At 67.8% G+C, this 13,304-nt stretch carries 13 protein-coding genes and 1 pseudogene; 6 read left to right on the top strand and 8 right to left on the bottom strand.

All coding sequences use genetic code 11. The annotated features are described in order from the left end of the window. Positions 1–26 precede the first annotated feature (26 nt). Positions 27–857, top strand: a complete 831-nt coding sequence (locus ACNJ7K_RS10005; RefSeq protein WP_487041583.1) for an aldo/keto reductase — start codon at positions 27–29, stop codon at positions 855–857. A 63-nt stretch (positions 858–920) separates the two neighbouring features. Here the strand turns inward: ACNJ7K_RS10005 and ACNJ7K_RS10000 are convergent, their stop codons facing one another. After that, on the bottom strand, positions 921–3,248 hold the full coding sequence (locus ACNJ7K_RS10000; protein ID WP_487041582.1) for an arylsulfatase: 2,328 nt from the start codon (positions 3,246–3,248) through the stop codon (positions 921–923). A gap of 88 nt (positions 3,249–3,336) precedes the next feature. Then, the gene (locus tag ACNJ7K_RS09995) at positions 3,337–4,272 is read right to left on the bottom strand and encodes a formylglycine-generating enzyme family protein (protein ID WP_230791628.1); all 936 of its coding nucleotides are present in this window, start codon (positions 4,270–4,272) and stop codon (positions 3,337–3,339) included. A gap of 104 nt (positions 4,273–4,376) precedes the next feature. Between ACNJ7K_RS09995 and ligD the strand changes: the two genes are divergently transcribed. Continuing rightward, positions 4,377–5,345 (top strand): non-homologous end-joining DNA ligase, encoded by a 969-nt coding sequence (gene ligD / locus ACNJ7K_RS09990; RefSeq protein WP_230791629.1) that lies wholly within the window; start codon positions 4,377–4,379, stop codon positions 5,343–5,345. Positions 5,346–5,367: 22 nt separating this feature from the next. Next, positions 5,368–5,769 carry a TIGR03668 family PPOX class F420-dependent oxidoreductase gene (locus ACNJ7K_RS09985; protein ID WP_230791630.1) on the top strand — a complete coding sequence of 134 codons (402 nt, stop codon included), beginning with the start codon at positions 5,368–5,370 and terminating at the stop codon, positions 5,767–5,769. Here the strand turns inward: ACNJ7K_RS09985 and ACNJ7K_RS09980 are convergent. Further along, positions 5,729–6,591 (bottom strand): annotated as a pseudogene (locus ACNJ7K_RS09980) (alpha/beta fold hydrolase). The gene ACNJ7K_RS09985 and the pseudogene ACNJ7K_RS09980 overlap by 41 nt on opposite strands. Positions 6,592–6,877: 286 nt before the next feature. On the opposite strand from ACNJ7K_RS09980, the gene ACNJ7K_RS09975 reads away from it, so the two are divergent. The 3 genes from ACNJ7K_RS09975 (at position 6,878) to ACNJ7K_RS09965 (ending at position 8,443) form a co-directional block, all read left to right on the top strand. Continuing rightward, complete coding sequence (locus tag ACNJ7K_RS09975; RefSeq protein WP_487041581.1) at positions 6,878–7,276, top strand: hypothetical protein; 399 nt, start codon at positions 6,878–6,880, stop codon at positions 7,274–7,276. 181 nt (positions 7,277–7,457) lie between these two features. Next, entirely contained in the window at positions 7,458–7,820 is a 363-nt protein-coding gene (locus ACNJ7K_RS09970) for a RidA family protein (protein WP_026061146.1), read from the top strand. A 101-nt stretch (positions 7,821–7,921) separates the two neighbouring features. Beyond that, positions 7,922–8,443, top strand: coding sequence for a MarR family winged helix-turn-helix transcriptional regulator (locus ACNJ7K_RS09965; RefSeq protein WP_159418291.1), 522 nt, complete (start codon positions 7,922–7,924; stop codon positions 8,441–8,443). Positions 8,444–8,537: 94 nt separating this feature from the next. Here ACNJ7K_RS09965 and ACNJ7K_RS09960 read toward each other — a convergent pair whose 3' ends face one another. The 5 genes from ACNJ7K_RS09960 to ACNJ7K_RS09940 form a co-directional block, all read right to left on the bottom strand. Beyond that, complete coding sequence (locus ACNJ7K_RS09960) at positions 8,538–9,563, bottom strand: aromatic ring-hydroxylating oxygenase subunit alpha (protein ID WP_159418292.1); 1,026 nt, start codon at positions 9,561–9,563, stop codon at positions 8,538–8,540. 2 nt (positions 9,564–9,565) lie between these two features. Then, the gene (locus ACNJ7K_RS09955; protein WP_159418293.1) at positions 9,566–9,781 is read right to left on the bottom strand and encodes a recombinase-like helix-turn-helix domain-containing protein; all 216 of its coding nucleotides are present in this window, start codon (positions 9,779–9,781) and stop codon (positions 9,566–9,568) included. A 13-nt stretch (positions 9,782–9,794) separates the two neighbouring features. Beyond that, positions 9,795–10,745: a PDR/VanB family oxidoreductase gene (locus ACNJ7K_RS09950; protein ID WP_120282638.1), complete on the bottom strand. Its 951-nt coding sequence runs from the start codon at positions 10,743–10,745 to the stop codon at positions 9,795–9,797. Positions 10,746–10,839: 94 nt separating this feature from the next. Beyond that, positions 10,840–12,501 (bottom strand): thiamine pyrophosphate-binding protein, encoded by a 1,662-nt coding sequence (locus ACNJ7K_RS09945; protein ID WP_120282637.1) that lies wholly within the window; start codon positions 12,499–12,501, stop codon positions 10,840–10,842. Next, the gene (locus ACNJ7K_RS09940; RefSeq protein WP_106199707.1) at positions 12,494–13,276 is read right to left on the bottom strand and encodes an SDR family oxidoreductase; all 783 of its coding nucleotides are present in this window, start codon (positions 13,274–13,276) and stop codon (positions 12,494–12,496) included. The genes ACNJ7K_RS09945 and ACNJ7K_RS09940 overlap by 8 nt, the downstream gene beginning before the upstream one ends. Between the last annotated feature and the right edge of the window lie 28 nt (positions 13,277–13,304).

The raw sequence follows: 13,304 nt of genomic DNA, 5'->3' as shown, positions 1-13,304 counted from the left end.
GAACACCCCCGAAGGAGCACCACCTCGTGACATCGTCCACGATCCCCACTGTCACCCTGAACAACGGCGTCGAGATCCCCCAGCTCGGCTTCGGCGTCTTCCAGATCCCCGAGGACGACACCACCGCGGCCGTCAGCGCCGCACTCGAGACCGGCTACCGCCACATCGACACCGCCGCGGCCTACGGCAACGAGGCCGGCGTCGGCCGCGCGCTGGCGGACTCCGGACTGTCCCGCGACGAGCTCTTCATCACGACGAAGGTGTGGAACTCCGATCAGGGTTACGACGCCACCCTCCGTGCCTTCGACACCAGCCTTGCCGCGCTCGGCCTCGATCGTCTCGACCTCTACCTGATCCACTGGCCGACCCCGGCCCGCGATCTCTATGCCGATACCTGGCGTGCCCTCGAACGCCTCGTCGAAGAGGGACGCCTCCGCGCCGCGGGCGTGTCGAACTTCCAGCCCGCCCATCTCCAGCGCCTGCTGGACGGCAGCTCGCTTGTCCCGACGATCAACCAGATCGAACTGCACCCCGGTCTGCAGCAGAGCGAACTGCGCGGCTTCCACGCCGAGCACGGCATCGCCACCGAGGCGTGGAGCCCGCTCGCCCAGGGCGCCGTGCTGGACGACGCGGCGATCACGTCGATCGCCGGACACACCGGCAAGTCGCCGGCCCAGGTGGTGCTGCGCTGGCATCTGCAGCTCGGCAACGTCGTCATCCCCAAGTCGGTCACGCCGTCCCGGATCCGGGAGAACTTCGAGGTCTTCGACTTCGAGCTGACCGACGAGGACATGTCCACCATCGCCGGTGCCGATCGCGATCTGCGCACCGGACCTCATCCGGACGAGTTCAACTGACAGACCTCGCGGCTCCGGGCGGATCCACCGCCCGGAGTCGGTAAGGCGCTCGAAGAGCTGCGTTCAGGTGTATTCGACGGTCATCCTGTCGATGCTCCCGTCGAACGGGAACGGTGCGCGGTCGAAGTAGTCGAGCGAGACCGGTGAACCCAGGCAGGTGCCGATGTCCAGGCAGTCGTTCGCCGTGAACAGCAACGGCGCACTGACCGGTACGACGGTCTCCCCCACCGACTGCCCGTCGACGGACATCCGGACGTTCAACGGACCACCGGGGCGCGCTTCGGCGTACTTGGTGGCCACCTCGACGAGGTGGTGTCCGGGCGCGACGCGGCTCTCCGAGCGCACCTTCGTCCGCATCAGGATGAACAGGTTGTACTCGTAGCAGAGGTAACCGTCGTCCGCGAAGCACGTCAGACCACCACCGTTGGCCCCCAGCGCGTACAGGACGCCGTGCGCCCGCTCCGGGAAGGTCACCTCGATGCAGACCCGGTTGTTCTTGTTTCCCAGTGCAGGAGCACAGAATTCGGGCATACGGGTGACGTCGCCGGTGAAATCCCAACTCGTGTACGGCGTGGTGATGCGTTGCTCCGGATGGATCGCCGCGACCCAGAGCCCCCCACCGATGGGAAGAGCGTTGTTCTTGGCTGCTTCGATCGCGAACATCTCCCGCATCTGGGCCAACTTCTCGGGGTACTGCTCGGCGAGGTCGCGGTTCTGCGTCCAGTCCTCGTCGAGGTTGTAGAGCTCCCAGGTGTCGTCGTCCGGGCTCCAATCGCGGATCCCGCCGGGCAGACCGGGCAACCACGGTGCGCGGGGACCGAAAGCCGACGCCATCCATCCGTCGTGGTAGATCGCTCGGCTGCCCATGACCTCGAAGTACTGGGTGAGTTTACCCGCCGGCGCGTCACGGTCCACGAAGGTCCGGGCGAAACCCGCGCCGTCGATCGGATCCTGCGGAATCCCGTCGACGATCCGCGGCGGTGCGATGCCCAGCAGCTCGTAGAAGGTAGGCACCAGGTCGTTGCAGTGCAGGAACTGGGTGCGAGGGGCGCGATCCGGCGTGATGCGCGCAGGCCAGCGCACCACCATGGGATTGCGGGTTCCCCCGAGATGGGACGCGAGAAGCTTCATGCCCTTGTAGGGCGTGCTGCCCGCCCAGGCCCACCCTGCGTGATACATGTTGTCGGTCTTCGGCGAGCCGAGAACATCGAGTCCGCCGAGCTCGTCGAGCGCCGCGATGTGCTGGGCCGTGGTCGTGGGGATCCCGTTCTGCGCGAGCAGTTCGCTGATGGTGCCGTTCTGGCCTTCACCGGACGACCCGTTGTCGCCCCAGATGTAGAAGACCAGGGTGTTGTCGCGGTAGCCCAGCCGGTCGAGTTCGTCGAACAGCCGCCCCACCTGGACGTCGCAGTGTTCGGCGTATCCGGCCGCGACCTCCATGAGGCGTCGTTGGAAGGGCTTCTCGTCGTCGGGGATGTCGTCCCACGCCGTCATGGTGGGGTGCCGCTCGGTGAGTTCGGCCTCCGGCGGGATCCAGCCCTTCTCCTTGGCCCGCTCGAACACGCGCTCGCGGTAGGCGTCCCATCCGTCGTCGAATTTGCCCGCATACCGGTCGGCCCACGGCTTCATGATGTGGTGCGGCCCGTGCAGGCACCCGCTGGCCCAGTACATGAAGAACGGCCGGGACGGATCGAGTGCCTTGTGGCGGCGCAACCAGCCGATCGCGTCGTCGGCGAGGTCCTCACTGAGGTGGTAGCCCTCCTCGGGACTCTTCGGGGGCAGGACGACGGTGGTGTTGCGGACGAGATTCGGCTCGTACTGCGACGCCTCGCCGGCGAGGAAACCGTAGAAGTAGTCGAAACCGACTCCGGTGGGCCAGTTGTCGAAGGGACCCGCTGCGGTGGTCTCCTCCGCAGGAGTGTTGTGCCACTTGCCGAAAGCCGCTGTGGTGTAACCGTAGTGGCGCAGCACCTCGGCCCCGGTGGCGCTCGATTTCGGGATGTGCCCGGAATATCCGTCCCAGTCGTTGGCGAGTTCGGCGATCTGCCCGTTTCCGACGCGGTGATGATTGCGTCCGGTCAACAACGATGCGCGGGTGGGCGAGCACATCGCCGTGGTGTGGAAGCGGTTGTAGCTGATGCCTTCGTCGAGCAGGCGATCGAGGGTCGGTGTGCTCACCTCGCCGCCGAATGCGCTCGGCAGACCGGGGCCCGCGTCGTCGATGAGGACGACCAGGATATTCGGGGCGTCGTCGGGAAGGCGACGGTGTTGTGCGCGTGGGCTGTAGACCGATTCCTGCATGGTCCGTCCTGCGATGCTTCCCGACGGCACCGGTGGGAACGGCAGAGTTTCTCCGCCCGGGATCGGATCCGGACGCAGATCCTGGCTCATGGTGGATGCCTCTTCTCACCCCATCCGTTCCCAGTACACCACCGGTATCGGGCCGCACACACCCCTGATCAGGGTGAAACCTGCCCTGTTACGGGCGAATGATGCAGCGGAATCCGATATGGCACGTCGCGGTCTCCTCGGTGTCACCCTGGCGGGCCGCGGGTCGGTACCGCAGGCAGTAGTTCGGGGCGCACAGATGCGATCCGCCCTTGATGACACGGCGCGGATACGCCTCGCGCGGATCGTGTTCGGCCTTGTCGACACGGGGATTCGTCGGGATGCAGCACGACGACGCCGGCGCGACGTTCTTACTGCTCGAAGCATGGTTCGCGGTGAAGTAGTCGGCGGTCCACTCCCACACGTTGCCCGCCATGTCGTGGAGCCCGTATCCGTTCGGCCGGAAGTGTCCGACAGGTGAGGTTCCGGCGAATCCGTCCGTTTCGAGGTTCTGCCACGGGAACTCGCCCTGCCAGACGTTCCCGCCGGGTCGGCCTTTCGGTTCGTGTTCGTCCCCCCATGTGAAGGCCGTGCGGTCGAGTCCGCCGCGGGCGGCGAACTCCCATTCCGCCTCCGTCGGCAGCTCCTTGCCGGCCCACTCGGCGTAGGCGCGGGCATCGAACCACGAGACGTGGGTGACGGGATGGCGTTCCCGCCCGCCGACGGTGCTGCCCGGCCCCTCGGGATGGCGCCAGTCGGCACCCGGGACGAACGACCACCAGCGCGTGTAATCGTCGAGCGGTACCGGTCCCGGCGGAGGCGTGAACACGAGCGATCCGGGCACGAGCAGGGACGGATCGGCGCCCGGATAATCGGCGGGGTCCGGCGCGACTTCCGCGGTGGTGACGTATCCGGTGTCCTTCACGAAGCGCCGGAACTCGGCGACGGTCACCGGGTGCGTGTCCATCCAGAACCCGTCGACCGTCACCTGGTGGACCGGTCGCTCCTCCGGATAGAAGTCCTCGGACCCCATCCAGAACGTGCCTCCGGGAACGAGGGTCATGTTCTGCGTCGCGGCACGCGTCATGACGTCAGCCTCGCACGGCCCGGGTCGCGGCGCGAGGGACGCACCGACGGACGAGACCGCGCATTCTCCGGTCCCGTCCCGGCCCCGTACCGCAGACTCGGGACATGCCCTCCACGACGACGGAACTGTCCCCGATGCTGGCGACCCTCGGTCCGCCGCCGACCGGGAACTGGGCGTTCGAGATGAAATGGGACGGCCAGCGCACCCTCGCCACGGTGGCCGACGGGCAGTGCCGGCTGACCAGCCGCACCGGCAACGACATCACCCGGAGCTTCCCCGAACTCCCCCGCCCGCTCACCACTGCGACGGACGGCCGGGACTGCATCGTCGACGGTGAGATCGTCACCCTCGACGCCGAGGGTCGGCCCTCCTTCGCCCGGTTGCAGCGCCGCATGCACGTCCACCGCCCCACCGAGGAGCTACGTGCCGAGCTACCGGTCCTGATCTACCTGTTCGACGTCCTCGCTCTCGACGGACAGTCCACGACGGAGTTGTCCTATCTGGAGCGCCGGGCCGTCCTCGACGATCTGATCGTCCCCGGACCGCGGGTTCAGCTGTCGCCCTACTGGACCGATGTCGACGCACCGACCATGCTCACGGTCGCGCGCGAACACGGCCTCGAAGGGATCGTCGCCAAGGACCCGGACGCACCGTATCTACCCGGGACCCGCAGCGACGGCTGGATCAAGACGCCGCTGCGTCGGAACACCGAGGTGGTCGTCGTCGGGTGGCTCCCCGGATCCGGCAAGGCCGCCGGCGGCATCGGTTCACTGCTGCTCGGCGCCCACGACGACGAGGAACGGTTGGTGTTCATCGGCCGGGTCGGGACGGGGTTCACCGCTGCGACCAGACGTGAGTTGCGATCGCAGCTGCGTCCCTTGGAGCGACCGACGACCCCGCTGGCAGTTGCGCCGCCGGCACGGGAGACCCACAGAGCCCACTGGGTGGAACCCATCCTCGTCGGAGAGGTCGAGTACCGGGAGTACGCAGGCGGAAGCCTCCGGCATCCGAGCTGGCGAGGACTACGCACCGACAAGACGGTGCCGGAGGTCGATCTGCCCGGCCGCCACTGACCGTCCGGTTACCGTGAGGCGCATGGATGTCCGTCGCAGTGTCGCCGATGCCCGCGTGGCTCGCCTCGCCACCGCCGACGGATCGGGCGAGCCGCACCTCGTTCCGATCGTGTTCGCCCTCGACGGCGACGTGATCCACACCTGCGTCGACGACAAACCCAAATCCACCCGGCGTCTACGTCGCCTCGCCGACATCGCAGAGAACCCGCGGGTGTGCGTGCTCGTCGACCACTACAGCGACGACTGGTCGCAGCTGTGGTGGGTCCGCATCGACGGCATCGCCACGGTCCACGACGCCGACACTGCCGAGGGAACTGCGGGCATCGACGCACTCGTCCGCAAATACCCGCAGTACCAGGCGAAACGACCACCGGGACCGGTGATCACCATCGACAGGCTGCGCTGGCGGTCCTGGTCCGCGTGAGCAGCTGACGATCCAGCGCGAGCATCGCCTCGGCGATCACGTCGACTGCCGCAACAGGGACCGCGGTGCCGGCATCGTCCAGGACGAGCAACCGCGCTCCCGGGATCTCGCGTGCGATGGCTTCTCCGTTGCCGACGGGGAAGAACGGATCCCGGCGACCGTGCACGACGAGGGCCGGGATGCCGACCTCGGGCAAGCGTTCTCGCCAGCGGGGCGTGCAATCGAGCCTGGAGAAGACCATTCCGAGCTGATTCGCGGAGTGGGCCGACGGTTGATCGTTCGGTGTGCGGTCCCAGATGCGCTCGGCGACCGCGCGCGCGGCGTCCGGATCGTCGCCGAGGACTGCTGCGCGGGCAGCGGCGAACTCTGCCACGGCCGTGCGATCGGCCCACTCGGGCATCGGAAGTGCGAGCATGCGCTTCATCGTCGCTGCGTCGTGATCGGGAAGGTCGCGGTCACACGGGCCCGGGGCGACCGAACGCGTCCCAACCAAGGTCAGCGCGCGGAACGCGGCGGGATGGTCGAGCACCGCGACCTGGGCGACCATGCCGCCGACGCCGATTCCCGCAATATGCGCCGGCCCACCACCGAGTGCGTCGACGAGGGCTGCCGCGTCGTCGGCGAGGTCGCGCAGGGTGTAGCCGGGGGCGTCCGGGTCCTTCCGTACCGCACGACACGACGCCCACCCGCCGCGAGCCGTTTGCACAGTTCGTCGGGCCACGAGAGCATCGTCGTCCCGCCGACGAGCAGGACGAGTGGTGCGTCGTCGTCGCCGAAGAACTCGACGCCGAGGTCGACCCCGTTGGCGCTGAGGGTGGTCACTGCCGCTCAACCTTCCAGTTCGGCGACGGTCGGTGCGGTCTTCGAACTGCGGAACGCCCGATCGAACCGGTCGATCACGTCCTCGGTGGTCCTCGTGGTGTGTTGTGCCTGTCCCATGATCTCGGCTCCTTCTCGATCAGGATTCGGTCCCGTGGGCGTCGGTGACGCGGATCGGTGTTACTCGGACAGACCGGTACAACTCCCCGATCTCATCGGTCCCGTCGGTTGACCTCGAGTCGACTCGAGGTGCTGTGCTGTCCGCACAACGACACTCGCGGAGGGAACCATGATCGCTTTCGGACCACAACTCATCGGCCGCACCGAGAAGGCCCTCAACGCTCTGCTGGCCGTAGCCCTTGCCGACGAGGACCTGGTCGAGACACAGTGGGTCGCACTGCGCCTCGCCGAACGATCCGACGGTTCGCGGACTCTCGCCGCGCTGCTCCACAACACCACCTACGCACCGGACACTGCGGAGGTCCTCGATTCCCTGATCGCTCGCGGGCTGGTCCGCGACGACCGGCTCAGCGCATCCGGACAAGATACCGTGGCGAGGATCGAACATCGCATCGAGGAGCTGACGTCCGGTATCTGGGATGCCGTCGACCCGTCCGATCGCGCCGCCGCCGAACGCGCACTGAACACCGTGCTCAACCATGCCCGATCGGTCCTCGCGACTCGGTAGTTGCCGGTGCATCTGTACTGGCGGTCGCGTGACGCTGACCGGTAAGAGTGTCGGCGCACTGGGCTGACGTCCGCGACGGATTCCGATACCGACTCCTTCCAAGGATGATTCGACCCTGGCACCACACTTACCTTAGCGCTAAGATAAATGGCACCGTGTCCCGCAACCAGGAGTGATCACGATGTCCCTGACCACCGTCAGCGCCCACCATCCCTACAGCCCTGCCTTCGTCGCCGGCGATCTCGTCTTCGTCTCCGGCGCCCTGTCCGTCGACCCCGAAGGCGTCGCAGTCGAGGGACGCGACGAAGCCCTCGACGCCGCGATCGACCGCATGACCGACCGACTCGCCGTGGTCGGCGGCAAACTGGAGGACGTCGCCAAGCTCACCTACTACGTCACCGACCTGTCGCTGCGCGAGGAGGCGAACCGCCAGTTCGAGCGACTGTTCGCCGAGCCCCGACCGGCCCGCACCTTCGTCGAGGTCAGCGCCCTGCCCTACGGTGCGACCGTCGAGATCGACGCGATCGCCACCGCGACGCGCTGAGACCCGAACTCCCCACGCGCCCCGCGTTGCCCGTATCGTGAAGGATGTCTTGGCGCTCAACCACTGAGCCCGGATATTTCCGACAGCACGAGGAGGGCAACGTGGGGCGCGACAGGGTTCCCGACCGTGACGCCGTCGACGACATCGTCGACCAGTGGGCCCGTGAGTGGCCCGGACTGGACGTCACTCCCCTCGAGGTGCTGGGACGCCTTCACCGCACGTATCTGCGGTATCAGAGTGCGATCGGCCGAGTCTTCGACGAGTACGGCATCAACATGGCTTCGTTCGACGTCCTGGCCGCACTGCGCCGCGCCGGAAAGCCGTACCGCATGACCTCGGGTCAGCTCGCGGAGAGTTCACTGGTCACCACAGGTGGGATCACACTGCGCATCGATCGCCTCGAGAAGGCCGGACTGGTGCGGCGCGAACGCGACGCAGAGGATCGGCGCATCGTCTACGCCGAACTCACTCCTGCCGGAAAGAAACTCATCGACGAGATCGCTGTCGCGCACTTCGAGAACGAGACGCGCATGCTCGCCGAGCTGTCGAAGAACGATAAGGCCGAACTCGTGCAGTTGCTGCGCAAGCTCGAGCACTCACTCGTCCGGCACCAGGGTGGCTGACCACTGATCATCGATACCGTTGCATGCCGACGGATCACACACCCCACATACGCGAGAGCGGCGGAGACCGAAGTCTCCGCCGCTCTTCCGTTCGTCAGCCGGCCATCTCCTTGGCGAGTTCGTCGGCGCGGGAACGGTACAGGCGTCGCAGGCGCATCACCCCGAGGTCGTGCTGGTAGAGGTTCTCGGCCTGATCTGCGTCGGGGGCCATGCCCTCGAGCATGATGCGGTCCTGTTCGAGGACCTCCCAGTGACGTTCCTCGAGCACCGTGCGGTACAGGAACCGCCACACGTCGCGTTCCCAGCCCTGCACCCGGCGGTAACGCCAGAAGAACACCGCTGTGGTCTCGGCGTCGATGGGGGTGCCCATGCCGACGATCCCGAACGGTCCGCCCGGGCCGGCCGTGGGCGGATACGGGATCTCGAGGTCCACCCAGTCGACGCCGGTGCGGCAGTACTCGACCCAGTCGAAGTTGACGCCGCGCTGATCGGTCTTCTCGAAGAAGAAACCGCGATCGGTCTCGCGGATACGGAACCGCGCGGAGGTCTCGCCGCCGAACATCGAGTGCGATTCGTGGTGCAGGAACGCACCGTGCATGGGGTCGAGGAGGTTCTCGAGGGCGAACCGCCACGGTGCTTCCCATTCGGCGTAGCAGAGGAAGGCCGAGACATCCTCGTCCACAAGCGGGTCCGGAAGATCCAGCGGTGCGGGTTCGACGTCGGGGTCGGTGCCGAACCACGCGAGGATCGCGCCGCCCACCTCGCGCACGGGCAGGGAAGTCACCAGCTTCTTGCCTTCGAGGTTGCAGCCGGGCATACCCGGAACCTTCGCGACGGTGCCGGTGCCGTCGACCTCGACGCCGTGGTATTTGCAGGCGATGCGGTCGCCGAGGTGCACACCCTGCGAGAGCGGTGCGCCGCGGTGCGGGCAGCGGTCTGCGAGCATGCGGACGGTGCCGTCGGAGCCGCGGTAGAGGACCCAGTCCTCCCCCAGCCGGCGCAGCTTGCGGATGCTGCCGCGTTCCACGAAGCCGGAGGGGCACACGGCGTGCCACTGGTTGCGCATGCCGGTCGCGAAGATCTCGTCGGCGGTCAGGTTGCGGTGCAGTCGATTGACCATGGTCAGGCTCCGATCCGGCGCATCTCGGCGGTGAACGATTCGGCGGTCCATTCCTGCGCGTCGGGCGCGTGGATTCCGGAGGCGTTGAGTCCGCGGACGAGTCCGTTGAGGTCGTGGACGCCGGATCCGAAGACGGCTTCGATGGCCTTGGCGAGTTTGATCTCGTAGGGGGTGGGGTCGGCCGTGCGGGCCTGATTGATCACCAGGTACCGATCCATCGGGAGGTCCTTTCTACAGATCCAGCACCAGCTCGGCGGAGCGGGCGCGGGAGACACAGATCATCATGGTGGCGCCGGACTCCTGTTCGGCGGCCGAGAGCAGCGAGTCGCGGTGGTCGGGGGTCCCACACAGGACGCGGGTCTCACAGGTGCCGCAGATTCCTTCGCGGCACGAGTTCGGTACGTCCACACCGGCTTCCTCGAGGGTGTCGAGGACGGTCTTCTCGGGTGTGACGGTGGCGGAGATTCCGGAGCGTTCGCACACCACCGTGAACGACGCGTCGGCAGCAGCGTCGGCCTCGCGTTCCTTGGCCTTGAACCGTTCGAGCCGGATGGCCTCGGCCGGCCAGCGGTCGGCGAAAGACTCGACGGCGGTGAGCAACCCTTCGGGCCCGCAGGCGTAGACGAGGGTGTCGGGCCGGGAATCGCCGAGGATCGATGGCAGGTCGAGCATTCCGTCGGCGTCCTCGGCGACGAGGTGCACCCGGTCGCCGTAGGGCGCGAGTTCGTCGAGGAAGGCCATCGTCTCCTTCGAGCGGCCGCCGTAGTGCAGCTCCCAGTCGACACCGGCGCGGTCGGCTTCGCGGACCATCGCGAGGATGGGGGTGATGCCGATGCCGCCGGCGAGGAAGACGTAGCGCGGCGAGGGCAGCAGCTCGAAGTTGTTGCGCGGGGCGCTGACGGTGACGACGTCGCCCGGGCGGATGATTTCGTGGACACGACGGGATCCGCCGCGGCCGGCCTTCTCGTGCAGTACGGCGACGCGGTAGCCGGTCTTGTCGTCGGGGTCGCCGCACAGGGAGTACTGCCGGATGTGACCACCGCCGAGGTGCAGGTCGAGGTGGGCGCCGGGGGTCCAGTGGTCCACGGCCGCTCCGTCGGGTCGCTCCAGTCGGAGCGAGAGGACTCCGGTGGATTCGACCCGCATCTGACGGACCATGAGGTCGACGGTCTCAGCAGCCATGATCACCCTCCGAGTAATTGATTCAGTGCTTAGTATCTTAGCGCTAAGATGTTACGCGCGCCACAGTCGAGCGAGATTTCTTTTTTCAGCTCGTCTACGTGCCCGGGACCGTCACCGGCGGCGTGAACGGCGCCGGCATCTCCCCGTACGAGGCCAGGTCGACCTCGACGATCGCCGGGGCCTGCAGCGACACCGCACCCTCGAGCACCGGGTGCGCCTCCCCCGCCGATCCGATGCGCCGGTACTCGACCCCGATCGCCCGCGCGAGCAGCGCGAAGTCCGGGGTGGTCAGGTCGACGGCGTAGGGCCGTTGCCCCGAGCCGGTCTGCATGTTGCGCAGTACGCCGTAACCGCCGTCATTGCACACGAGGAGCACCAGCCACGGCTTCTCCTGCGCCATCGTCAGGACCTCACCGAGGTGCACCGCCAGTCCCCCGTCCCCGACGAGCGCCAGGGTCGGCCGGGTCTCGTCGGCCAGGGCCGCGCCGATCGCCATGCCGAGGCCCTGCCCGATGCCGCCGCCGCGCGGGAAGATGTTGCTGCGCGGGTCGTAGACGGGCAGGAGTCGGTTGCCCCACGAACTCGACGCGATCGTCACGTCCCGGGCGATGACGGCATCGTCGGGCAGCACGGCGCGCACCGCATCGCACAAGACCGCGTGGTCACCGAGTCCGTGGCGCTGGTTCTCCCGTACACGCTGCCGAGTCTCGCAGGCGCGTTCCGTCCACGCTGCCTCGACGGCATCGCCGAGTCCATCGAGTCCCAGTACCGCCGAGAGGAATTCACCGACCTCGCCGACGACCGGCAGATCCGCGGCGAACACGCGGCCGGGCGCGGCCGGATCCAGGTCCACCTGCACGTGCCGCGGGGGCATCGGGATCGAATAGTCGCCGGTCTCGTTGGAACGGAAGTGGGTGCCCAGCGAGACCACGAGGTCGGCGTCGGCGAGCAGCGCCCGGCCGAGCGGCGACGAGCCGTAATTGCCGATGCACAGCGGGTGGCTCTCCGGCACGGCGCCGCGACCGGAGTTGCTGGTCAGCAGCGGCACACCCCAGCGGTCGACGAGGGCGGTCAGCGCGTCCCCTGCCCGCGCTGCTCCGCCGCCCGCCCAGATCACCGGTCGCCGAGCCTGCGCGATCGCAGCGAGCGCCGCCTCCACCTGGGTGCGATCCGCGCTGCGCGGCGTCCCGAGCGTCACCGGTGCCGGTTCGAGGATGTAGTCGTCTGCGTACTGCAGGTCGATCGGCCATTCGATGCTGGCCGGTCCACCGGGCGTCGACAACGCGTGGGCGACGGCTTCGCGCAGTACTTTTCCGGCGCTGCCGGTGTCGAGGATCGTCGCGGCGTGCGCCGAGACCGCCTCGAGCATGCCGAGCTGGTCCTTCGTCTCGTGGATGAACCCGCGTCCCGAGCCGAGGAAGCGCGACTCGATCTGTCCCGTCACATGGAGCACCGGCGTTCCGGCACTGAGGGATTCGATGAGGGATCCGGCGGCGTTGCCGGCCCCGGTGCCGGTGCTGGTGAGGGCACAGCCGAGTCCTCCGGTGGCACGGGCGTATCCGTCGGCGGCGTTGACGGCGGTCGCCTCGTGCCGCACGGGCACGAACCGCAGTTGCCGGCTCACCGCTTCCACCAGCGGCTGGTTGTGCACGCTGACGATGCCGAAGACGGTGTCGACACCGGCCTCGCGCAGCACCTGGACCAGCAGATCCCCACCGTTACCCGAGCGTGCGGTCATGACATTCCTTTCAGACATAGCGCGCGACACCGCCGCACACGTCGATGCTGGTGCCCGTCACGTACGACGAGCGGGGTGAGAGCAGGCCGACGATGTGGAAGGCCACCTCGTCGGCGGTGCCGAAGCGTCCGAGCCCGATACCGCGGTCGGCGGCGATCTCGGCCTCCCACTCGTCGAAACTTCCGGTGTAGCCGGAGTTCTCGTAGCGGCGACGCCACTGGCCGGTGTCGACGAGACCGAGGGCGACCGAGTTGACGCGGATCCCGTCGCGGGCCAGTTCCAGCGACAGCGACTTGCTCAGATTGAGCAGTCCGGCCCGTGCGGCGCTGGTAGTGACCAGCTTGGTCTCGGGCTGACGCGCGAGCACCGCGGAGATGTTGACGATCGACGCCGCATCCGATTTCCGCAGCAGCGGGAGCGCTGCGTCGACGGTGTTGAGCACGCTCGAGAACTTCAGGTCGAACTCGTCGCGCCAGTCGTCGAGGGTGGTCTCGGCGCGGGCCTTCATCCGCGAGTTGCCGGCGTTGTTGACCAGGCCGTCGAGTCCGCCGAACCGCTCGTATCCGCCCTGGACGAGAGCAGCCACCGCGGCGGGGTCGCGGACGTCGCAGGCTGCGGCGTGCGCCCGGTCGCGGCCGGGCAACGCGTCCAGCGCAGTGTTCAGTCGATCGAGGTCGCGGGCGCAGGTGACGACGTTGGCACCTTCCGCGAGCAACATGGCGACGGTCGCGAGGCCGATGCCGGAGCTGCCGCCGGTGACGAGACAGGTGCGGTTGTTCAGAAGCAGGTCCACGACCCGGTCCTTCCGTGAGATCAGTGCA

This window comes from Rhodococcus shunpengi, from assembly GCF_048381395.1.
In the GTDB taxonomy this organism is placed as follows: domain Bacteria; phylum Actinomycetota; class Actinomycetes; order Mycobacteriales; family Mycobacteriaceae; genus Rhodococcus.
This window is presented reverse-complemented; position numbering and strand designations above follow the sequence as displayed.

Excerpts from the sequence above, each read along its gene's own strand:
- ACNJ7K_RS09955 (WP_159418293.1), bottom strand. The coding sequence starts at position 9,781 with ATGGATCGGTACCTGGTGATCAATCAGGCCCGCACGGCCGACCCCACC.
- ligD (WP_230791629.1), top strand. The coding sequence starts at position 4,377 with ATGCCCTCCACGACGACGGAACTGTCCCCGATGCTGGCGACCCTCGGT.
- ACNJ7K_RS09950 (WP_120282638.1), bottom strand. The coding sequence starts at position 10,745 with ATGGCTGCTGAGACCGTCGACCTCATGGTCCGTCAGATGCGGGTCGAA.
- ACNJ7K_RS09960 (WP_159418292.1), bottom strand. The coding sequence starts at position 9,563 with ATGGTCAATCGACTGCACCGCAACCTGACCGCCGACGAGATCTTCGCG.
- ACNJ7K_RS09985 (WP_230791630.1), top strand. The coding sequence starts at position 5,368 with ATGGATGTCCGTCGCAGTGTCGCCGATGCCCGCGTGGCTCGCCTCGCC.
- ACNJ7K_RS09995 (WP_230791628.1), bottom strand. The coding sequence starts at position 4,272 with ATGACGCGTGCCGCGACGCAGAACATGACCCTCGTTCCCGGAGGCACG.
- ACNJ7K_RS09975 (WP_487041581.1), top strand. The coding sequence starts at position 6,878 with ATGATCGCTTTCGGACCACAACTCATCGGCCGCACCGAGAAGGCCCTC.
- ACNJ7K_RS09970 (WP_026061146.1), top strand. The coding sequence starts at position 7,458 with ATGTCCCTGACCACCGTCAGCGCCCACCATCCCTACAGCCCTGCCTTC.
- ACNJ7K_RS09945 (WP_120282637.1), bottom strand. The coding sequence starts at position 12,501 with ATGTCTGAAAGGAATGTCATGACCGCACGCTCGGGTAACGGTGGGGAT.
- ACNJ7K_RS10000 (WP_487041582.1), bottom strand. The coding sequence starts at position 3,248 with ATGAGCCAGGATCTGCGTCCGGATCCGATCCCGGGCGGAGAAACTCTG.